The sequence below is a fragment of the Deltaproteobacteria bacterium genome, from assembly GCA_016709225.1.
Lineage (GTDB): Bacteria > Myxococcota_A > Polyangia > Nannocystales > Nannocystaceae > Xiheibacterium > Xiheibacterium phototrophicum.
Genome location: JADJEE010000001.1, coordinates 2912222 through 2933717 on the forward strand (window position 1 = coordinate 2912222; position 21496 = coordinate 2933717).

Annotated in this window: 14 protein-coding genes; 5 read left to right on the plus strand and 9 right to left on the minus strand. The window is 72.0% G+C overall.

The features are described 5' to 3' along the window. Nucleotides 1-46: 46 nt before the first annotated feature. Complete coding sequence (locus tag IPH07_11830) at nt 47-424, minus strand: DoxX family protein (protein ID MBK6918081.1); 378 nt, start codon at nt 422-424, stop codon at nt 47-49. Between the two features lie 78 nt (nt 425-502). Here IPH07_11830 and IPH07_11835 point away from each other — a divergent pair, with 78 nt between their 5' ends. Continuing rightward, nucleotides 503-1498, plus strand: coding sequence for a substrate binding domain-containing protein (locus IPH07_11835; GenBank protein MBK6918082.1), 996 nt, complete (start codon nt 503-505; stop codon nt 1496-1498). On the opposite strand, the gene IPH07_11840 is transcribed toward IPH07_11835, so the two are convergent. Next, complete coding sequence (locus tag IPH07_11840) at nt 1485-3626, minus strand: hypothetical protein (protein ID MBK6918083.1); 2142 nt, start codon at nt 3624-3626, stop codon at nt 1485-1487. The two genes, IPH07_11835 and IPH07_11840, sit on opposite strands and share 14 nt — an antisense overlap. Before the next feature lie 102 nt (nt 3627-3728). Here IPH07_11840 and IPH07_11845 point away from each other — a divergent pair, with 102 nt between their 5' ends. After that, nucleotides 3729-4919: a c-type cytochrome gene (locus IPH07_11845; protein ID MBK6918084.1), complete on the plus strand. Its 1191-nt coding sequence runs from the start codon at nt 3729-3731 to the stop codon at nt 4917-4919. An 88-nt stretch (nt 4920-5007) separates the two neighbouring features. Here IPH07_11845 and IPH07_11850 read toward each other — a convergent pair whose 3' ends face one another. The 3 genes from IPH07_11850 to rplM form a co-directional block, all read right to left on the minus strand. Beyond that, a complete protein-coding gene (locus IPH07_11850) occupies nt 5008-5793 on the minus strand; it encodes a hypothetical protein (GenBank protein MBK6918085.1) in 786 nt (261 codons plus the stop codon). A 536-nt stretch (nt 5794-6329) separates the two neighbouring features. Beyond that, nucleotides 6330-6713 carry a 30S ribosomal protein S9 gene (rpsI, locus tag IPH07_11855; GenBank protein ID MBK6918086.1) on the minus strand — a complete coding sequence of 128 codons (384 nt, stop codon included), beginning with the start codon at nt 6711-6713 and terminating at the stop codon, nt 6330-6332. A 27-nt stretch (nt 6714-6740) separates the two neighbouring features. Beyond that, complete coding sequence (gene rplM, locus IPH07_11860; GenBank protein MBK6918087.1) at nt 6741-7175, minus strand: 50S ribosomal protein L13; 435 nt, start codon at nt 7173-7175, stop codon at nt 6741-6743. Nucleotides 7176-7318: 143 nt separating this feature from the next. Between rplM and IPH07_11865 the strand changes: the two genes are divergently transcribed. The 3 genes from IPH07_11865 to recN are packed head-to-tail and all read left to right on the plus strand — an operon-like array spanning nt 7319 to nt 10954. Next, a complete protein-coding gene (locus tag IPH07_11865) occupies nt 7319-8236 on the plus strand; it encodes a response regulator (GenBank protein ID MBK6918088.1) in 918 nt (305 codons plus the stop codon). Then, the gene (locus IPH07_11870) at nt 8233-9132 is read left to right on the plus strand and encodes an NAD(+)/NADH kinase (protein ID MBK6918089.1); all 900 of its coding nucleotides are present in this window, start codon (nt 8233-8235) and stop codon (nt 9130-9132) included. Before IPH07_11865 ends, IPH07_11870 begins: the two co-directional genes overlap by 4 nt. 13 nt (nt 9133-9145) lie before the next feature. Further along, nucleotides 9146-10954, plus strand: a complete 1809-nt coding sequence (recN, locus tag IPH07_11875; protein ID MBK6918090.1) for a DNA repair protein RecN — start codon at nt 9146-9148, stop codon at nt 10952-10954. Here recN and IPH07_11880 read toward each other — a convergent pair whose 3' ends face one another. From IPH07_11880 to IPH07_11895, 4 genes are all read right to left on the minus strand, one after another. Further along, nucleotides 10955-12133 carry a hypothetical protein gene (locus tag IPH07_11880; protein ID MBK6918091.1) on the minus strand — a complete coding sequence of 393 codons (1179 nt, stop codon included), beginning with the start codon at nt 12131-12133 and terminating at the stop codon, nt 10955-10957. A gap of 144 nt (nt 12134-12277) precedes the next feature. Continuing rightward, nucleotides 12278-14443, minus strand: coding sequence for a bifunctional (p)ppGpp synthetase/guanosine-3',5'-bis(diphosphate) 3'-pyrophosphohydrolase (locus IPH07_11885; GenBank protein MBK6918092.1), 2166 nt, complete (start codon nt 14441-14443; stop codon nt 12278-12280). Between the two features lie 199 nt (nt 14444-14642). After that, a complete protein-coding gene (locus tag IPH07_11890) occupies nt 14643-17684 on the minus strand; it encodes an NAD(P)-binding protein (GenBank protein MBK6918093.1) in 3042 nt (1013 codons plus the stop codon). A 12-nt stretch (nt 17685-17696) separates the two neighbouring features. Then, nucleotides 17697-21455, minus strand: coding sequence for a protein kinase (locus IPH07_11895; GenBank protein ID MBK6918094.1), 3759 nt, complete (start codon nt 21453-21455; stop codon nt 17697-17699). Nucleotides 21456-21496: the final 41 nt, after the last annotated feature.

Below are 21496 nucleotides of genomic sequence, written 5' to 3' on the forward strand. Positions count from 1 at the left end.
GAGTCTAGCAGCCCGTCGCGAAAGCTCCGCCCGCGCAAGCGCAGCGTCAGCCCGCGAGTCGACGGCTGGCGGGGCGCAGCGCCCACGACACCGCGACCAGGCCCAACAGCACCGCCGGCGTGGCCAGCTGCGCGAGGGCATCGCCGGCGGCCGCGTGGGACGCGATCGCACCGGTGAGATCGAACACCATGCCCGCGTAGGCCCACTCCTTCAGGCGGCGCATGCCGGGCGCAACGATCGTCACCGCGCCGAGCACCTTCCAGGTGCCGAGAATGAGCGCGAAGTAGTCGGGGTACCCGAGGTGCCGCATCCCCACCATCACGGCGTCAGCACCCAGCAGATCGGCCAGGCCACCGGCAGCGAAGGCGAAGCCCACCAGTGCAGTCGCCACCCATCCCAGGACTCGCTTGGATCGTTCGTTCATGGTGGCCGCAGGGTGGGCCCGCAGACCGCTTGCAGCAATGTCGCAACAACGGCCATGATTGGGCAGGAACCGCTCCAAATGTCCGAACCGCTCGAGACCACCGATCTGCTGGCGTTTGCGACCACCGTCGACGCGCGCTCGTTGTCCCGCGCGGCCGCCGAGCTGGGCGTCCCGCGCTCGACACTCGGGCGACGGCTGTCGCGACTCGAGCGCCGGCTCGGGGTCCGTCTGCTGCGTCGTTCGACCCGCAGCTTGGCGGTCAGCGAGGCCGGCGAGGCGCTCTACCGCCACGCACGACTCGTGCTCGACGCGGTCGCCCAGGCCGAGGCCAGCGTGCGTCGCGACGACTCGACCCTCCGCGGCGACCTGCGGGTCTCGGTGCCGCCGGTGCACGGCTCCAACATCGCCGCACTGGTGCGGGACTTCGCGATCGCACACCCCGAGGTGCGCGTGCACGTGAACGTGACCACGCAGATGGTCGACCTGCGCCGGGGCGGCTACGACGTCGCGCTGCGGGCGAGCATGCAGCTCGAGCCGGGGCTGATGGCACGCACCGTCGGGCGCTCACGCGTGGTCGCGGTCGCCTCGGCGGCATACCTCGCCCGCGCCGGCACGCCGCGTCGCGTCGAGGACCTCCGCGCGCACCGCTGCATCCAAGGCTTCGAGCGCGGCGAGCTGCCGGCGACCCACTGGACCACCGCGCGCGGCCGCCGGGTCGCGATCGCCGGCGCGATGTCGTGCAACGACATGGTCGTGCTCGAGGAGGCCGTCCGCGCCGGGCTCGGCATCGCCTTGATGCCGCTCATGGTCGTGTCCGAGGCGCTGCAGCGCGGCGAGCTGGTGCGGGTGCTGCCCGGCATCTTCGAGCGCGAGGTACGTCTGTCGGTGGTGTTCGTCGAGCGCGAGCTGCAGCCCGCCGCCGTGCGTGCGTTCATCGACGCGCTGGTGCGCTGGGGCGAGCAGCAACTCGGCGCGAGCATGCGCGCGCTCGACGAGCTGGTGCCCCCGCCTCGATCGCGCAGCGCACGGCCGACGACGGCGCGCGAGCCCCGAGCGCGCATCACCAGGCGGTGACGGTGCCGATGCGGGCGTAGCCCCGCTTCGGGTCGTCGATGTGCACGCCGAATTCCCCGTCGGCCCCTGCGGGCACGCTGATCTCGAAGTTCTTGGTCTCGCCGCGTCGCAGCCCGATCACGAGGTCATAGCTGCCCGGCACCTCGGTCAACGGCGCGTCGAAGCTGGCGCGATGCAGGATGTAGTCGCCCGGCCGCCACAGGTTGCACGGGTAGAGGTCCTCGGCGAGCGGCTGGGCGTCGGGGTTCATCCGCGACAGTCGCCCGCCGAGCAAGCGCGCGAACATCTTGGCGCCGCCGGGTACCGGCTTGAGCACGCGCAGCACCATCTGCACCGTGTGCCGCCGACCGCGGACGATCGGCGCGTCGATCTGCCACGCGATGACCTCGACGAACTCCTCGAAGCGCACCAGCGTCTCGTGCTCGAGCGCCGGCGGTGCGTCGAACAACACCTCGAGAATGCGGTTGTGATCGACCTCGCCCGCGGGCAGCACGTTGCTGATGAGCCGCAGGTCCTCGTGCGTGTCGTCGAGCACGAACATCGGCACGCCATGTTGGCGGTGCTGCTGGTAGACCGCGGGGACGTCGAGCGCGCGCAGCAACACGGCGGTCGGCGTCTCGCCGGCGAGGCGATCGTAGATCTCCCGGCGATTGGGCAGCGGCTCGAGGCTGGCGGGCCCGTACAACGCGAGGCCGCGGTCGCGCACACGATGGGTGCCGAGGGTCGGCTCGAGCTCGCCTGCCTCCACCAAACCCGCGAAGTGGTCGAGCACCGCGCGGGGCGAGAGCTTCGCGCTGGTCTCGCGCAGCAGGCCGTGGGTCTGCTGCCAGGCGAACGCGGCCGCCAGCGCCAGCGCCAGCACGACTGCGGCGTGCTCGCCCACGACCGCCGGCACGCGGGCGCGCACGCGCGACCATCGGCGGCCGTCGTCGTCGCCGGGTGCGAGCGCGAGCCCGACGACGAGCACCAGCGCCAGCAGCTTCGCGAAGCGGCCCAGCTGCGCGGCGGTGCCGAGCAGGTCGGCGGGGTACTCGTTGACCGCGAACGCGTGCAGCGGCACTGCAATGGTCTCGGGCGCCAGCTCGAGATCTTTGGCGAGTGCGAGTGTGCCGAACACCGCCAGCAGCACGGCGGCGCGCCGACGCGGACGCGCGGCGCGAGGATCGGACAGCGACGCGAGCGCGCCCGCGGCCGCGATTGCGACCGGGACGCGCAGCGGGACGTCGGTGAGGCCGTAGATCAGCGACCACGCGCTGCACATCACCACGCCGCCGAGCAGCCACCCCGCGAGGCCGCGGTCGCGCCCCAGCGCGAGCCCGACCACTGCCAGCGGCAGCCACGGGAAGCTCTGGTGCCCGAGATCGGACAACGCGGCGGTGAAGCGGCGCAGCTCGGGCTTGTCGACCAGCTCGAGGTCCTTCGCCGCGCCGAGCAGCGGGATGAAGCCGTCGCCCTGGTGCACCACCAGCCACGCCGAGATCGCGGCGGCCACCAGCAGGCCCGCCGCGAGCGCGCGGCGGCGCAGCTCCGCGGTTGCCGGCAACATCGCCAGCATCGCGAAGCCGGGCACCAAACCGCCGAGCAAGAGCCCCGCGCTGGCGACCGCGGCCGCAATCGCCACCAGCGACGCCGCGAACCCCAGCGCCCGACTGGGCCCCGCGGCGCGCTCGCCCGCCAGCGCGGCGACCACCGCGAGCACCCCGAAGCACTCGCCGAAGGGATCGCCCATCACCGTGCGCCCCGCGATCGCGAGCGCCGGCATCGACAGTGCGATCACACCGGCGGCGATCGAGACCCACGTGGTGGCGCCGCGCGCCCGCGCCAGCCACGTACAGGCCGCGGCTGTGATCGCGACGGCGAGCGCGTGGGGCAGCCGCAGGCCCAGCTCACCGCCGAGCTTCGACCACGTGAACGTGCGCAGTAGATCGGGCAGTGCCGGCGCGCGCACGAGACCCGTGCGCGCTTCACCGGTCGCCGCGGCCGCGCGGTCCAGCACGCCGAGCTCGGCGCCGCTCCAGAAGCCGGCGTCGCCCAGGCCGGGCAGCAGCGACAGCACCGCGAACGAACCCACCGCGAGCACCGCGAAGGCACCGGCGGACACGGGTGCACGACGGCCCGCGAACGACATGACGCGGGCGAGGATAGCAGCCCGCCCGCGCCGCGCGGGCGCGGGGATGGTCGGCCGCCGTCCCGGTGGATGAAGCGGGCGCGCTCGGGTAGCGTGCGGGCCATGCTGAACGGCAACGCGGCAACGATCGCAGCCCTCGCACTCACGCTGCTCGCCCCCGCCTGTGGCGGCAACGCCCCCGACGCCAAGGGCGACGCCAAGACGGCCGCCAAGGCCGACGCGAAGACGGCGGCCAAGCCCGACGCCAAGCCCGACGACAAGCCCGACGACAAGGCCGACGACAAGGCCGACGACGCGGTCGACGATGGTGCCGCTACGCCCGCGGCGGCGTGGAGCTGGCAGCTGCCGACCGGCATCCACACGCCGCCGAAGGTGCCCGACGACAACCCGATGTCGGCCGCGAAGGTCGAGCTCGGTCACCGCCTGTTCATGGACAAGCGCCTGTCGGTCGACGGCTCGCGCAGCTGCTACAGCTGCCACCAGAACGAGCTCGGCAACGCCGACGGCCGCGCGAAGGCGCTGGGCCCCGGCAACAAGGACCTGCCCCGCAACTCACCCACGATCTGGAACGTCGGGCTGCTGTCGGCGCTGTACTGGGACGGGCGTGCCGCCGACCTCGAGGCGCAGGGCCTCGGCGCGCTCAAGGGCGGCAACATGGGCCTCGGCGACGGCGTCGAGGCCAAGGCCGCGGAGATCGGCGCGCTGCCCGAGTACGCCGACGCGTTCGCCAAGGCGTTCGGACTCGCGCCAGGCACCGCGATCACCGGCAAGCACGTCACGCAGGCGCTATCGGCCTACGAGCGCACGCTGCTGTGCGGCGACACGGCGCACGACCGCGACGCCCAGGACGAGGCGGCCAAGCGCGGCTGGGCGCTCTTCAGCACCACCGCGGGCTGCATCACCTGCCACGCGCAGGACAACTTCACCGATGGCCTCTTCCATCGCACCGGCATCGGCGCGAGCGAGCCCGCCGCCGAGGGTGCCGATCTCGGTCGCGGCAAGATCTCCAGCAACGCCGACGAGAACTTCATGTTCCGCACGCCGACGCTGCGCAACGTCGCCCGCACCGCTCCCTACTTCCACGACGGCAGCGTCGCCACCCTCGAGGAGGCGGTGCGCATCATGGCCGGCGGCGGCGTGCGCGATCACGGGCCGGTCGACGCGAACCTCTTGGATCGCAAGCTCACCGATGATCAGATCGCGGATCTCGTCGCGTTCCTGAAGTCGCTCGATTGCCCGGGTTCGCTCGAGGTGATCGGCGACCAGAAGGTCGACGGCATCGGCGGCACCTGAAGCGAGCGCGCGAACCAACGAAGAAGGGCGCCACGGCGATGTGCCGTGACGCCCTTGGTGTCGTTCGAAGGGAACGACGCGCGATCGACTACTCGATCACGCAGCTGCTGCCCTCGCCGCACTGCGCGTCGTCGGTGCAGCCGCACAGGCCGGTGGCGGTGTCGCAGACCAGGTCGCCGCAGTCGGCGTCCGCGGTGCACGGCGGGACCAGGCAGGCGCCGGTCTCGGTGTCGCAGGTGAAGCCCGCGCCGCAGTCCGCGTCGGCGGTGCAGCCCGGCGGCTGGCAGTAGCTGCCGTCGCCACCGGTGCAGGTCCAGCCCATCAGGAACTGGTCCTCGCAGTCCATGTCGGCCGCGCAGCCCGGCTGGCACGCCATGGTGCCACCGCCGATGTCGGCGCAGATCCACGCCGGCAACGCGCCGCCCATGGTGCACTCGTCGTCGGAGGTACAGCCGCCGAAGGCGCAGAAGCCACCGTCGCACGTCCACGCGTACGGATAGGTACCGATGCCGGCCTCGCAGGTGGGCTCGCCGGCGCAGCAGTCGATCGCCTCGGCGCAGGTGAAGTTGCAGTAGCCAGCGCTGCCGCCGGTGTCGGTGTCAGGACCGGTCGAGTCGCCGGTGGCGCTCGCCGAGTCGGTCGCCGAAGCCGAAGCCGAGGCCGACGCCGAAGCCGAGGCCGAGGCCGAGTCGGTCGCCGAAGCCGAAGCCGAGGCCGACGCCGAGTCGGTCGCCGAGGCCGAGGCCGAGGCCGAAGCCGAGTCGGTGGCGCCGCCGGTGGAGGCACCATCGTCGTCACCGTCGGTGACGACGCAAGCGCCGAAGAGGGGGGAGAGCAGCGCGAAGGCAGCGATGAACTTCTTGTGGGTCAACATCGAGGGGTATTCTCCTGTGGATCAGTTCGAGGGGTTCGTGCGGGGCCGAGCGCTTGGCCGCGTCACCGGGCCATGGACGTCGCACTCACGGCGAAACTTCGCCGAAAGCGCGCGCCAGGATCCGAGGACGAGGACGGGCGACAGCTCGCACCAACCGTTGGACAACCACCATGCGGCATTCGATCGCCGCGACGTACGACGCGAAGATCGAATGGAGTTCGACGGGAGCAAGACAACGCATGGCAGGCTAAGAGAGAGCACGTCGAGGTCAGGTGTGACTGGCCGCGATGTGCTCGAGCCGTATTGTTCTTCGCCGCGTCGGCGAGCGCCAGATCAAAAGTGCCTCGAACCCGCGGCAAACCGCGACTACGAGGGGATTCCGCCCACGTGCGGGCGCGCCCGCGGTGGGAATGTCGGTTTGGCGCGCGCACCAACGGCGGCCTTCGAACGCACGAACGCGCGGAATGGTTCCCCACCCGCGCGTCCTTCGAGATTCTCTGGCCCGCATCGCAACCGCGATGCTGACGTTGCGTCGCCTAGCGCTTGCTGAACTGGAAGCGCGCGCGAGCGCCCTTGCGACCGTACTTCTTGCGCTCCTTCTTCCGGGAGTCGCGGGTGAGGTAGCCGTTCTCCTTGAGCGCCTCGCGATACTCGTCCGAGATGCGCAGCAGTGCGCGGGCGATGCCCAGGCGCACGGCGCCCGACTGCGCCGACAGACCACCACCCTTGGCCGTGCACCACACGTCGAACTTGTCGCGGGTGTTGGTGGCCACGAGCGGCTGCTCGACGATCTTCATGTTCGTCGGGCGCGTCACGTAGCGCTCGGCCTCGCGGCGGTTGATGGTGATGCGGCCACCACCGTTGAAGAGCCACACGCGCGCGACCGCAGTCTTGCGGCGTCCGGTCGCGTAGTACGTCATCGAGTCGTTGGAGAAGGCCATGGGATCCTAGGCGACGGGCGTGAAGGGCTTGGGGTTCTGGGCCGAGTGGGGATGCTCGGCGCCGGCGTAGATCTTGAGCTTGCTGAAGGTCGCGCGACCGTTCGCGTTGCGCGGCAACATGCGCCGCACGGCCTGCTTGATCAGCTCCTCGGGCTTGTCGGCGAGCATCTGTCGCGCCGGCACGCTCTTCATGTGACCGAGGAATCCGGTGTGGCTGTGGTACAGCTTCTGATCGAGCTTGCGCCCGGTCAGCTTCACCTTCTCGGCGTTGATGACGATGACGAAGTCACCGGCATCGGCATGGGGCGTGAAGATGGGCTTGTGCTTGCCCCGCAGCAGGCTCGCGATCTGGCTCGCAGCGCGGCCCAGCGTCTGCCCGCTCAGGTCCACTACCCACCAGTCACGGCGGATTTCGTTCGGCTTCGGGTACATCGTCCCCATGGGGGCGGAGCCTGCCTCGGGCCCCGCGTCGCTGTCAAGACGGGCCCAGACGGGCTACACTGACGGGCGTCGTGGTCGACCCGGGCGCGCGCCCGAAGGCCTTCGAGACCACCCCAACCCCGCCCCGCCCCACGATGGCCGACGTGACCTCTCCCGCGAGCGACACCGCCGGGCCCCTGCCCGCCCGGCCGGCGCGCATCCTCGTCGCGGATGACACGGAGGCAGATCGCCGTGCTGCGCGCGACGCGCTCGAGGCCGGCGGCCACATCGTGGTCGACGCGACCGATGGCCAGCACGCACTCGAAGTGTTCGCGCGCGAGCGCCCCGACCTCGTGATGCTCGACGTCGTGATGCCGCGACTGTCGGGCCTCGAGTGCTGCCGCATCCTCAAGGCCAAGACCCAGCAGACCTATCTGCCGGTCATCATGGTCAGCACGCGCAACTCCGTGAACGCGCGCGTCGAGGGCCTGCGTTCGGGCGCCGACGACTACCTCGGCAAGCCCTACGATCCCGAGGAGCTGCGCGCACGCGTGGACGCGTTGCTCCGCGCGCGTCGCATGCTGGGCGATGAGCACGCACGCGAGCCCGGTGTCACCGAGGACGGACGGCTCGACGGTGCACACCTGCGGCGGCTCGAGCAGGAGTTCGATCGCGCCGAGCGTTACAGCGATCCGCTCGCGTGCCTGCGCATCGCCATCGACGGAGAGGACGAGGCTGCCCCCGACCTGCGCGCAACGCTGCGCGCGGTGATCGACGCGACGGTCCGCAAGATCGATCTCGTGTTCCCTGCACGACCCGGCGGATTCCTGGTCGCGCTGCCCAACACCCACTTTCCGGGGGCGCTCGCGGTCGCCGAACGCATCGCCCGCGACGCCCGCAGCCGCAGCGGCGGCAAGACCGTGAGCATCGGCGTGGCGTTCTTCCCGAACCGCGACGTGCACGCACTGCGCGAGCTGGTGGAGCTCTGCGACGCGGCGCTCGAGCGCGCCCGCGGCGAGGGTGGCGGACGCATCTGCCTGTTCCAGCACCAGGGCTACATCTACGCGCCCGAGGATCCGTGATCCCCACCGACCGCTCGCCGATCGCCGCCACGCGCTCGATCCTGCTGTATCCGCGCGACGGCGACGACGCCCGCAAGGCCACCCACGCCGCGCTCGAGACGTTGGCGACCCACGGCGTCTCGGTGCTGCTGCCGCGCGAGTGGCTGCAGAGCTCCGGCGCCCGCCCCAGCAGCGACCACGTCGCGCTCGAGCTCGACGACGTCACCACCCAGATCGACCTCGTGGTGGCGCTGGGCGGCGACGGCACCCTGCTCCGGGCCGCCCGCTGGGTCGGCGCGCGGCCGATCCCGTTGATGGGCGTGAACCTCGGCAACCTCGGCTTCCTGGCCGCCTATGGCGCCGCCGAGCTCGACGAGGCGCTGCGGGCCGCGACCGCGGGCGAGCTGGTGTGGCAGCCGCGGCTGCGCATGCAGGTCGAGCTGTTCCGCGGCGGCAAGCTGCACGCGACGCAGACCGGCTGCAACGACACCTACGTGAAGCACGGCGAGTTGCCGCGCATGCTGCAGCTGCGTACCAGCATCGCGGGCAACTTCGCCGCGTCGCTGCGCGCCGATGGCCTGATCGTGTCGACCCCGATGGGCTCCACCGCATACAACCTCGCGGCCGGCGGACCGATCGTCGACTCCGACACCGACACCTGGACCATCACGCCGATCTGTCCGCACACGCTGACCCATCGGCCGGTGGTGACGCGCGCGGGGCACACCGTCGCGATCGAGTACCTCGGCCCGGAGGACGCGGGCCCCGCGACCCTGTCCATCGACGGCCAGTGGGGCTGTCCGCTGCTGGTCGGAGATCGCGTGGCGATCCGCCGCGCGGACGCGCCACTGCGGCTGGTGCCGCCACGCGCGACGGTGTTCGACGTGCTCGCGCTCAAGCTCGGCTGGGGCGGGTAGTGTCCAGCCGACCATGTTGCTGCACCTGCGCATTCGCGGTCTCGCGCTGCTCGAAGACGTCGCCCTCGATCTCGTGCCCGGCCTGAACGTGCTCACCGGCGAGACCGGGGCCGGCAAGTCGATCATCGTCGGCGCGTTGTCGCTCGTACGCGGCGCGCGTGGTCGCGTCGAGCTGGTGCGCGAGGGGGGCGACAGCGCCGAGGTCGACGCGCAGTTCGATCTCGACGCCGCACAGGTGGAGCGCGTACGTGCGGTGCTCGAGCGCCACGGCCACAGCCCCGAGGTCGACGGCGAGGACGGCCTGCTGGTCCATCGCGCGATCACCCGCGCCGGTCGCAGCCGTGCGGCGGTGGCCGGCGGCCTCGTGACGCAGGCCGTGCTGGCCGAGGTCGGCGAGGAGCTGGTCGACATCTGCAGTCAGCACGAGCACCACTTCCTCACCCACGCCACGCGCCACCTCGAGGTGCTCGACGCGTGGGCCAAGCTCGGCGGCGAGCTGGCCGAGCACCACGGCCGCTACCACGCTTGGCAGCAATCACGTCGCGCGCTGCACGAGCTGCAGGAGCGCGCCGCCACGCGTGAGCGCCACCTCGACTACCTGCGCTTCGCGGTCGACGAGCTCGACGCGGTGGCGCCCGACCTCGACGAGTACGAGGCGCTGTCGCGCCGCGTCACGCTGTTGCGCAACGCCCAGCGCTGGGCCGAGTTCGCCCGCGAGGCCCACGCGACGCTGTACGACGCCGACGACGCGGTCGCAGGCCGGCTGGCGTCGCTGCTCGATCGCGCCAAGGGCGGTCGCGACGACTCGAACCACCTCGGGCTCATCGAAGAGCAGCTCGCGGTGGCGCAGATCGCCTGCGAAGAGGCGGCGCGCGCCGCTGCGCGCTTTGCCGACGAGCTGGAGGTGGAGCCCGGCGAGCTCGAGGCCGCCGACGATCGTCTGCACGAGCTGGAACGCCTGCGTCGAAAGCACGGCGTCGGCATCGGCGAGCTGGCCGACAAGCTCGCGCAGATGCGGGCCGAGCTCGAGCAGCTCGAGCACGCCGACGAGCACCTGCGTGCGCTGGGCGATCGCACCGACGAGCTGCTCGCGGCCGCGAACCAAAGCGCGCAGCGGCTGCACGTCGCGCGCACCGAGGCCGCCACGGGCCTGGCCGCGGCGATCGAGCAGGAGCTCGCCGCGCTGCACATCCCCAAGGCGCGCATGCAGGTGCAGATCGAGCGCGACGCCGAGCCCGGGCCCGATGGCTTCGATCGCGTCGAGTTCCTGTTCTCGGCCAACCCCGGCGAGCCGCTGGCGCCGCTGCGCAAGGTCGCGTCCGGTGGCGAGCTCTCGCGCGTGCTGCTGGCGCTCAAGGGCGCGCTCGCGGCCGAGGATCGCATCGCGACCTACGTGTTCGACGAGGTCGACGCCGGTGTCGGCGGTGCGGTCGCCGAGTCGATCGGCCGTCGCCTGCAGCGGGCCGCCGCGCACCACCAGGTGCTGTGCGTGACCCACCTGCCGCAGATCGCCGCCTTCGCCGACGCCCACTTCCGCGTCGGAAAGCTGCAGCGCAAGGGGCGAACCATCACCGAGGTCGCGCGCCTCGACGACCAGGAACGAGTCGAGGAGATTGCGCGCATGCTCGGCGGCGCCAAGGTCACCCAGAGCGCGCGCGATCACGCGGCCGAGCTGGTCGCGTCGGCGCGGACGGACAAGGGCCGCGGTGCGAAGCGCAGCGGCGCGGCCAAGCGCAGCGAGACCGCGACGCGCACCGCCACGCCCGCCGACAAGCCCAAGGCCAAGGCCAAGCGCGACACGGCGCGGCGCAGCGCTGGCTAGTCACGGCTGTACCGCGACGATCCACGGATCGCCGTCGCCCGTCAGGTCGCGCATGACGCCCGCAGCGACGAGCGTCCCGTCGGGGGCGACGTGCACCTCCGTGCACTCGTTGTCACCGAACTCGGCGAAGTCGGCGAACGCGACGCCCCAGGTCATCTGCCCCGCGGACGTGACCCGCGTCAGCGAGCAATGCACGCTGGCTTCGGTCACCGAAGTCACCACCAGCACGTCACCGTCGGCCAGCGCCCGCAGGTCGGTGATGAGCCCGTACGCCCACGGGAGCGCGACGTCGGGCAACGGCGTCCCGTCCGGTGCGAAGCTCAGCAGCCGAGGGGTGTCGGCGACGGTCTGGATGGCCGCGAAGACCGTGCCATCCTCCGCGACCGCGACCGCCTTGGTGTCGCTGCCCACCTCCGTGTGGGACCACAGCAGCTCGTCGTGGCCGTCGTACTTGCCGATCCACGGGTTGTCGACGACGTCGGTGCCGACGGCGAGCAGGCCGTCGTGGCCCACGGCGAGATCGGAGATGTAGAGATCGATCGGCGTCGAGATGGTCGCCAGTGGTGCACCGCTGGCGTCATAGCGCGCGATGAGCCCGCTGGTCGAGGTTCCGCCACCGGTGATCAGAGTGCCGCCCGTGGTGCGGGTGAGCGCGCCGATCGATGTGTCGGCCTCCGTGCGCGACCATAGCTCGTTGCCGTCTTGATCGTACCGGCGCAGGTTCGAGACGCCGGTACCCCCGGGCATCTGCGCAGCGACGACGAACGACGTCTCGCTGTCCCACACCAGTCCGTAGGCGTTGTCGGGCGTGGCGAGCGTCGTCACGAGCGTGCCGTCGGCCTCGTAGATCGAGAGGAAGCCGCTCGTGAACGGCCAGTCCACCGGTCCCGCAGCGGCGATGCGGCCGCTCGGCGAGACCCCGGCCGCGAACGCGGACTCCCAGTACGGCCCACCCTCGGCGTGCTGCCACAACACCGTCGGCGGCCCATCGCAGTCGGTGCACGGCAGGATCGGACCACCGCTCGACGCGTCGCCCTCGCCGCTGCTGGCGTGCGAGTCCGACGCCGCCGCATCGTCGCTCGACGCCGGCTCACCCGAGCTGCTCGAGTCCGTGCCCGCCGCATCGCCGCGACGGGGCTCACACGCGCCACCGAAGGCGAGCCCCAGCAGGGCCACCACCGGCGCAGCGAACGAACGCGTAGACGTGCTCGATGTCGTCCGGTCCATGCCGGCTAGACTCGCGAGCGGGCCGACCGATCACGAGATCGCCCGCGCGTCCGAACCGACCGCGCCCGCCGCCAGCGGGAGCCGCCGTGCCCGGGCTCAGACGCTCACGCGTCGCACGCTGCGGATGCCGGCCGCGCGCTCGATGCGGTTCATGATGCGCACGACCTGCTCGGCACTGCGGATCTCGAGCTGCAGCGTGATGGTCGAGGTCTGCTCGCGGGGCGACTTCACCGCCGCGGTGTTGGCGATGTTGACGCCCTCCTGCGCGACGATGTCGAGCACGTCGCGCAGCATGCCCGCGCGGTCGTCGGCGACGATGCGCACCGCCACAGGATAGGTCTGGTTGCGCCGGGCCCCCCACGACAGCGGCATCCACCGCTCGGGCTCGTGGTCCGTACGGGCGTTGCTGCAGTCGACGCGATGGATCGCCAGGCCGCGACCGCGGGTGATGTAGCCAACCACGTCGTCGCCCGGCACCGGATTGCAGCAGCGCGCGGGGTGGCTCATCACGTCCTCGACGCCGGCGATGCTGACCTGCGCGGCCCGCTTCGCGGCGGGCTCGATCGGCGCGGTGGTCTGCGGCACCGGCTGCGTCGCAGCGCGCTCGAGCTCGATCCACTCGAGCAGGCGAGTGCCGATGCTCTGCGGCACGACGTCGCCGAAGCCAATCGCCGCCAGCAGGTCGTCGAGCGCCGCGTAGCGGGGGTAGAAGCTCAGGATCGACTCGACGCCGCGTGACGCGATGCCGAGGCGCTCGAGCTCGCGCTCGACGACCTCGCGGCCCTGGGCGATCGCTGCGTCGCGCTGCTGCGCCCGGAAGTAGGCCTTGATCTTCTGCCGTGCGCTCGAGGTGTGCACGAAGCCGAGCTGCGGATTGATCCAGTCGCGGCTGGGCTTGGGCTGCTTCGCAGTGATGATCTCGACCCGCTCGCCGGTCTGCAGGCGATAGTCGAGCGTGACGATCTGGCCGTTGACCTTGGCGCCGCGGCAGCGATGGCCGACGTCGGTGTGGATGCGGTAGGCGAAGTCGACCGGGGTCGCGCCCTGCGGCAGATCGACGACCTCGCCGCCGGGCGTGAACACGTAGACCTGGTCGGTGAACAGCTCCGAGCGCATGGCGTTGGCGAGCTCGCCGTCGTCGTTGTGCTCGGGCGCGACGGTGACCTCGCGCTGCCACGCCATCAGCTGACGCAGGAGGTTGATCTTCGCGTCGAAGCGCTTGTCGGCCCGCGACGCGCCCTCTTTGTAGCGCCAGTGCGCCGCCACGCCGTACTCGTTGTACTCGTGCATCTCCTGGGTGCGGATCTGCACCTCGAGCGGCTTGCCATCGGGGCCGACCACCGCGGTGTGCAGCGAGCGGTAGTCGTTGCCCTTGGGGCGCGCGATGTAGTCGTCGAACTCGCCAGCGATCGGCGTCCACAGCCCGTGGACCATGCCCAGCACGCCGTAGCAGTCTTCGATCCGATCGACGATCACCCGAACCGCGCTGACGTCGTAGATCTGCTCGTAGCCCAGGCGCTTGCGCTGCATCTTCTTGTAGATGCTGTAGATGTGCTTGGGCCGGCCGCTGACGCGGGCGTCGATGCCGAGCTCGCCCACGCGCTCGCGCAGCAGCGTGATGACCTGCTCGATGGCGGCGGTCCGCGCGGTGCGCTTGTCGGCGAGCAGCGCCTTGATCTCGCGGTAGGTCTGGGGCTCCAGCGCTCGGAACGCGAGGTCTTCGAACTCCCACTTCATCTGCCAGATGCCGAGCCGATTCGCGAGTGGGGCGTAGACCTCCATGGTCTCGCGCGCGATGCCGCGACGCTCGGGCTCGGGCCGTGCATCGAGCCCGCGCAGCACGTGTACGCGCTCCGCCAGCGCCAGCAGCACCACGCGGATGTCCGAGGCGATCGCGAGGAACATCTTGCGGAGGTTCTCGGTGGCCTCCTGCTCGAGGTGATCCCAACGGATGTGCTCGAGCCGCTGCACACCGGTCACGAGCCGCGCGACCTCGGCACCCGCGACCTCCGCGACCCGCTCGAGCGGCAGGCCGTCCTCGCAGGCCGGCCGCACGATCGCGGCCTGCAAGGCGCTGGCGTCGAGCTGGAGCGTCGCGAGCGTCGACGCGATCGCGAGCCCACGCGCGAGCATGCCGTCCGCGCCGGGCGCCTCGCGCTCGACGAGACCGATGGCGCGCTCGACCGCGTCGCGCCCCTCGGCGAGGTAGCCGATCGCATCGCGGAAGGCGCGAAGTGGTTCGTCGAGCACGGGTGCGTGCACGGTGCAGTGGGTATGCCACCGATGCGGCGGGACGCAAAGCCACTGCGCGCCGACCCGACACGCGGCCCGAGCTGCGGCCCGCGCCGCTTCGCGGCCAACACCCCGCACGACCGCCCGGGGCACGGCCCCAGCCGTGCCCCCCAAAGCCGCGACCCCGCGCGGGCTAGTACCTCGACACAGGGATTGTGATGGGTCAGAACTAGAACCCGACGCGCCAGACATAGATCGGGTGGCCCGACAGCGCGCGGGCTGCAAGCATCCCCGACTGCGTCGCGCCTTCGACACAGCCGCAGTTCATGTCGGTCTTGGTCCAGTCGCCGGCGAGCAGCAAGAAGCGCGCGCCGCTGTCGTGCGGCGCTCGTCGCAGCCGAGTCTGTCGCGGGCGGCTCAGCACGTAGAGATCGCTGGGCTGACACGCGATGTTGAAGTGCTGCGCCCACAGTCGCTCGATCCCGCTGCACTCCTGCTCGGGCGGCACCGCCAGGGCATCGAGCAGCGCCTCGAAGTCCGTGAGCTCGCCATCGAACAGACCGCGGTGGTTCTCCCGCAGCCACGCCTCGACGATGCCGCGCGCGCGCAGCCGTTCCGCCGCCGGGAAGCCGCGCGTCGCGTCGCCTACGCTCGGCAGCCGTACCGCGCCCTCGAGCGCACCCGTGTGGTACGTCAGCAACACCGGGGCTGGCGCAGGCCAGCGCTCGTGCGCGATGAGGTGAGAGAGCTCGCCGAAGCTGGCCTGGGGCTGGGCAAAGCCGGTTGCCAGTCCGCGCACGCGCGAGCGCCCGGTCGCGGCGTCGCGCTGATCGAACAGCTGCGCCGCGTCGCGCCGGAACCACAGCTGGGTCGAGAGCGTCTGCGTGAGCGCGGTGCCGTCGACGAACGCGTGCCAGTCGGGATCGAAGTGCGGCGAGCGCGGGTCGATGAGCTCGTCGATCACCGGCGGCAGCGCGCCGAGCGGGATCGCGAGCACGCAGACGTCGAAGTCGTCGCCCTGCACGAGCACGCGCTCACCGACGCCGGGCCAGCCGTCGTAGGCACACTCGAGATCGATGCCACGCTCGCGCAGCTCGGCGCCCTCGCGCAGCTGCGACCAGTCCGGCGTCATCGGCCATGCCGGCGGGTCGTAGTCGAGCCGCAGCGGCTGGTACTCGCGGCCCTCGGCGACCGTCGCCTGCACGCGCAGGTGCACCCGCGACAGCTGCTTGTCATCGCCGCTGCCGGCGAAGCCCAGCCGCTCGACGCGGTGGAAGAAGTGCACCTCGGCCCCGAGCTGCCGCAGCGCCTGGTAGTAGGGGGTGATGAGCGTCTCGGCGCACGACCAGCCGAAGTCGTAGGCCGGCGCGCCCTCGTAGCCGAACGACACCAACAGGAACCATCGCAGCGCCACACCGCAGGCCAGCTCGCCCATGCGGTACGGCGCGCGGTCGTCGAGGTGGGCGAACAGCGTCTCGTACACCAGCATCAGCGACGACACCGCAGCGTGCTCGGGCGCCAGCCCCCAGTGCCGCATCCACGTCACGAAGTCGTGCTCGTCGAGTTCGTCGAAGTCGAGCGTGCTCTCCTCGAGCACACCGATCGCCAGCGTGAGCACGGTGTCGAGTCCGCCCCAGGTGAACCATGCATCGGGGTCGTCCTGGCGGTCGCGCCAGTACCACGCGAGTGCATCGCGAATGTGGCGTAGCGTCGCGAGCAGCGTGCGCTTGAGCGGCGACGCGGCCGGCGGGGTCTCGACGAAGGCCTCGATCGCGTTGCCCGAGGCCTGCGCGAACCACTCCAGCACGCCGCCGAGCGCCTGCTGCCAGCCATGCCCGAGCGCGCCGAGCGAGCGTTCGATGCGGCCTTCGTCGGCGGCCTCGCGCTCGGCCAGCGTGGCCGCGTCACTGCCCGCGCGTGCGAACATCCGCTGCAGGGCGTCGCCCAGCCGGAGCGGCACCTCGCCACCGCGCTGCGGCACCACGCCGGGCTCACGGGGGTTGGGGTCGAGCGGCGTGGGGAAGTAGCGCCACGCATCGCGGTGGCGATCGAAGACCCCGACGTGCGGCTGGCTGCGAAACGCCGCCGCCAGCGGGCCCTCGGGCGACGACAGCGGTCGCTCGAGGATGCGGTAGACCTCGCGGACGGTGCGGAACGCGTTGCGGTAGAAGCCGGGGAACGCGTGCAGGCCGTGCTCCTCGATGCGGTCGCATGCGTCGGGGTTGCGACTCGCAGCGCACTTGCCCCCCATGCGCCAGCCCTGCGTGAAGATGGAGACCTCGTAGGCGCCGCGCTGACGCGCGAGCCAGAACGCGGCGCTGCACGCCGCCGGCCCGCCACCGAGCACCGCAACCTTCAGCGGACGCCCGAGCGGTGCGTCGTAGCGGACCTCGGCCACCGAGCCCGGCAGCGACACGACCTGCTGCGCGCGCATGCGAAAGGCACCCATCACGTGCGCCGCCAGGCTCGGCGACGCGATGGCGTGCTGCGGCAGCCCGCCCGGGAGCGTGAGGCCGTTGCCGAGCTGCAGCTCGACCTGCATCGGTTGGATCGTCGGCGCGACCTCGCGACCGTCCCAGTCGACGCCGCCCAGCAGGTAGCGCACGCAGCTGCCCAGCAGGCGTTGATCGGCGGCGGCGGCCTCGCGGGCGTCGCGGTCGAGCCGACGACGGGCCTGGGACACCGTCGGTTGCTCGAACAGCTTGCGCACCCACGCGAAGTTGGGCCAGCCGTCCGGCGACCGCGGCTCGCCGTCGGGCTCGAAGCGCGCCCGCACCAGCAGATCGCCCTGCTCGTCGGTGGCGGTGAAGCTGCCGGCGTCGGCCTCGATCGTCGCCGCCAGCTTCTCGTAGCCATACACACGCTCACCGAGCACCTGCGGCATCGCGGCGTCGAGGTACAGCCGTGGCATGTACACGAACGGGCCCCGATGCGGTGCGCGCTCGTCGGCCAGCTCGACCCACGGGATCGCGAACATGGCCTCGCGGTAGTCCATGTCACCGAACCATGCGTCGAAGTGATCGTGGGCCAGCGAGATGAGCAGCGGGTGTCGGCCCGCGGGCACCAGCGGCTGGGGTCCCAGCTGCAGCCCGGCCGGCAGCATCGCCTGCACGGTCTCGGCCGGCAGCACCACCACCACCATCACCGTGTCGATGTGGCCGCGGCCCTCGCGGGCCGAGCCCTGCGACTGCGGCACGCCGTCGGCGTGGGCGGCCGCGAGTGCATCGTCGAGGTCGGACGCTGGCGATGGTTCGTCGTCGTGCCCGTGCATTCGTCAGATCCCCTACGCGCGCACGAAGCCCGGCGCCATCATGTCGGTGAACGCGTCGGGTCGCACGACGCCCATCGTCGCCATCGCAGCGTCGCTGCGCGCCTGCGCCTCACGACCGGCGCTCCCACCCTGCAGCGCCGCCAGCCGTCGGAGCGCGGCGGCGGCGAAGGCTCGCATCTGTCGCTGCTCGAAGCCCTCGATCGCGCGCTCGAGAGCGGCCACCGCCTCGTCGGTGCGCCCCGACAGTGCCTGCGCACCGGCGCGCGAGAGCTCGCCATAGGCGCGTGCGAACACGCTGGGGTGGTGCAGCAGAGCGTCGATGGGGCGCTCGGCGTCGACCAGGCGCGACGCGGGGTCGCGCACCACGGTCGCGCCCGCCAGCGCATTCTGGGCCTGCCACAGCAGGATCTCCGAGTTCGCGTGGGGAGATCGGCGAACCCCGAGCTTGGCCACGCGCGGTCGGTCGTCCACCGCCATCGCCCACGCTCGTTCCGCGCGACCGCGGTAGCGCTCGAGCGCAGCGGTCTGGCACACGTAGTTGATGAGGTGGGCTTCGAAGCGCCGCGGCACGTCGTGCTGGTAGATCGACAGCTGTTCGGCGGCCTCGTCGACGCGATCGGGTGCCAGCAGCGCCATGTTGCCGAGGATGCCGCGGGCAAAGCCCGACACGTACGGGTTGGGGCGGTCGCGGGTCTCGTCGAGCAGCGCGTACGCGCGCTCGCGCAGCTCGGGCACGCGGCCGAGGAACTGCAGGCAGAACGCCGAGTGCGCCCGACAGATCCCGATCTCGTGGGAGACGCCGGTGCAGTGCTCGCGGAAGATCGATGTCGCGTCCTCCAGCGCCTCGTAGGCGCGCGCCCAGTCGCCGACGCTGATCGCGACGCTCCCCGCACACTCGGCGACGATGCCTCGCGCGTAGGCGCTGCCCGTGCTCTCGGCGATGGCGCGGGCGCGCTCGATCAACGCGTCGGCCTCGGCGAGCTTCGCATCAGCCCCCAGCGCGGTCATGAGGTGGGCCTCGGCCGCGAGTGCACGGGCAACCCGCACCGGCTCGCCGCGCTTCAGCGCGAGCCGCAGGTGCTGCGCATGGAAGGCCGCGCCGACCAGGCCGTCGGTGAACACCAACCCGCGCGAGGCGGCCCAGCACACGTCGAGTCGCACCAGCTCGGCCTCGTCGCCCGCGGCCGCGGGCTGCGGCCGCAGCCCGCTCACGGCCAGGCGCGCGCGGTCGAGCAGCAAGGAGCCGATCGCCCGCGTGTTGGAGGTCGGCAGTGCCAGCCCGACCGCGCGCAGGGCCTCGTCGAGCGCCGCGCGGCCCTCGTCGGTGTAGCCCGCCGTCAGCAGGTGCTCCGCCGCGCGTCGACGCCACTCGATGGCCAGCGGCCCGCCCCGCTCCGCCGCCCTTCGATAGGCGCGCGCCGCCTCGAGCAGTCGCCCGGCGTTGGCGAGCGCATCGGCCATCTTGGCCTCGACCTCTGCGTAGTCCGAGGCCGCGAGCATCTCGAGCGACAGCGCGATGCGATACAGCTCGGCGGCGCGATCGAAGGCCAGCGCAGCGGCGGCCTGATCGGCCGCGGCCAGGGTGTGTTCCTTGGCGAGGCGGTTCTCGCCGGCGGCGCGGAAGTGGTGCGCGAGCGCGGGCTCGTCGGCCACACCGGCCGCGCTCAACGCGTTGGCGATGTCGAGGTGCAGCGCAGCCAACTGCGCGGCGTCGAGCTGCGCGAGCACGGTCTCCCGGATGCGGTCGTGATCGATCTCGAGCGAGTCGTCGAGGTTGGAGCCGCCGACCCGCGCGAGCCGTTCGTCGACCAGCCGCTGGATGGCGCCAGGATCGGGCTCGACCCCGCAGGCCACCGACAGCGCGATGCGCTGGGTCGTGCGACCGCCGGCGACGGCTGCGACGTCGAGCACGCGGCGCACCAACGCGGGCAGGCGCGCGAGCCGGCCGCGGATGACGTTGTCGAGGCTGACCACCGACTGGTCGACGGCGAGCCCCTCACCGCTCTCGAGCAGCTTCGCGTAGCGCACCAGCTCGCCGACGAAGAACGGGCTGCCGTCGGCCTCGCGCACGATGTCGCGGGCCAGCGCGCGAGCCCGCCGTGCACGCGCGCCCAGCAGCTCGAGCGCGAGCTCCTCGGCCTCGGCGGCCGGCAGCGGGCCCAGGCTCAGGCGTCGCACGTCCAACGCCCGGTCGCGCTCGGCGACCTCGGCCAGCAGGCGCTGCAGCGGCGTGCCCTCGCGTTGGGCGCCGTCGCGCACCGTCAGCACGATCAACACCGATGGCGGATCGACCTGGCGGAGCACGCCGCCGAGCAGCACGGCGCTGTCGTGATCGGCCCACTGGAAGTCGTCGATGCGGATCACCAAGCGCCGACGATCGGCGATGCGCGCCAGCATGTCGGCGAGCGCCGCGATCGCGCGTCGACGTGCGTCGACCGGCTCGGGGTCGTCCTCGCGGCGGCCGGCCGCCAACGCAATCGCCGGCACGCCGCGCAGCACCGGGAACAGCCGCGCGATCGAGCGCACGTCGCGGGGCAGCAGCGCGTCGACGTAGCGCGGGTCGGAGTGGACCCCAAGCCGCAGCGCGAGCGCGTCCATCACGGCGTCGAGCGCCTTGTACGGGATCGACTCGCGCTCGGAGCAGCGTCCGCCGAGCACCAGCGCGTCGTCGCGGCCCGCGACCTCGGCGGCGAAGTGCTGCGCGAGCGCGGTCTTGCCGATGCCCGAGGGGCCCTCGATCAGCACGAGCACCGGCTCCCGGGCGGCTTGCACATAGGCGTCGCGCAGCACCGCGAGCTCCTTGCTGCGGCCGTGGAAGGCCTCGCCGACCCGCAGCCCGCCGCCGCGTCCCGCGACGGCGCCGAGCTTGGCGACGATCTCCGGGCCGGTCGGCCGCGCCGCTGCGTCGGGTACCAGCAGCGCCACGCACAGGGCCTCGAGATCGAGTGGCACGTCGTCGACCAGCGTCGACGGCGGCGGCGGCGTGGTGTCGCGCTTGGCCGCGAGCATCGCGAGCATGCCGAGTTGGTGGAACGGTGGCACGCCGGTGAGCGCGTGGTAGAGCAGCTCGCCGACCGCGTACCAATCGGCCGGCGGTCCGACCTGACCGCCGGTGGCCTGCTCGGGCGCCATGTACATCGGCGTGCCCAGCAGCGCACCATCGGCGGTCACCCCGACGTGTTCGTCGACCCCGTGTTCGCGGACGAGTCCGAAGTCGAGCAACACCACCCGACCGTCGGTGGCGACCAGCACGTTCGAGGGCTTGATGTCGCGGTGCAGGATGCCGGCTTCGTGGATGGCCTGGACCCCGTCGGCGAGCTGTCGCATCACGCTGCGCAGCCGCTCGCGATCGCGGCACGGGGGGTGGCGGCGGCCCTGGATCGCGGGTCCGCACAGATCGGTGATGAAGTCGGTGCCGCGGACCAGCTCCATCGTGAAGAACAGCTGCTCGCCATCGCTGACCAGCTCGTGCAGCCCGACCACGTTGGGGTGGCGCACGCCCGTGAGCGCCCGGAACTCGCGCTTGAAGCGGTAGACCCGCTCGGGTCCGAGGCGGTGCATGGCCTTGATCGCCACGCGCTGACCACGGCCCTCGTCGAGCGCCTCGTAGACCACGCCCATCGCACCCTGCCCGAGTCGCCGCACCACGCGAAAGCGGCCGAGTCGCTCGGGGTCGGCGACCGGAGGCGGCGCCGAGAATTCGTCCATGGTGGCCGTCGGATCGGACGGCACCTGCGGTGGACCGTCGCGATGGTGGGACTCGGGGGGCATGGCTGCGATCGGGCGGCCCGCTGCGGGCAGTTGATCCAACG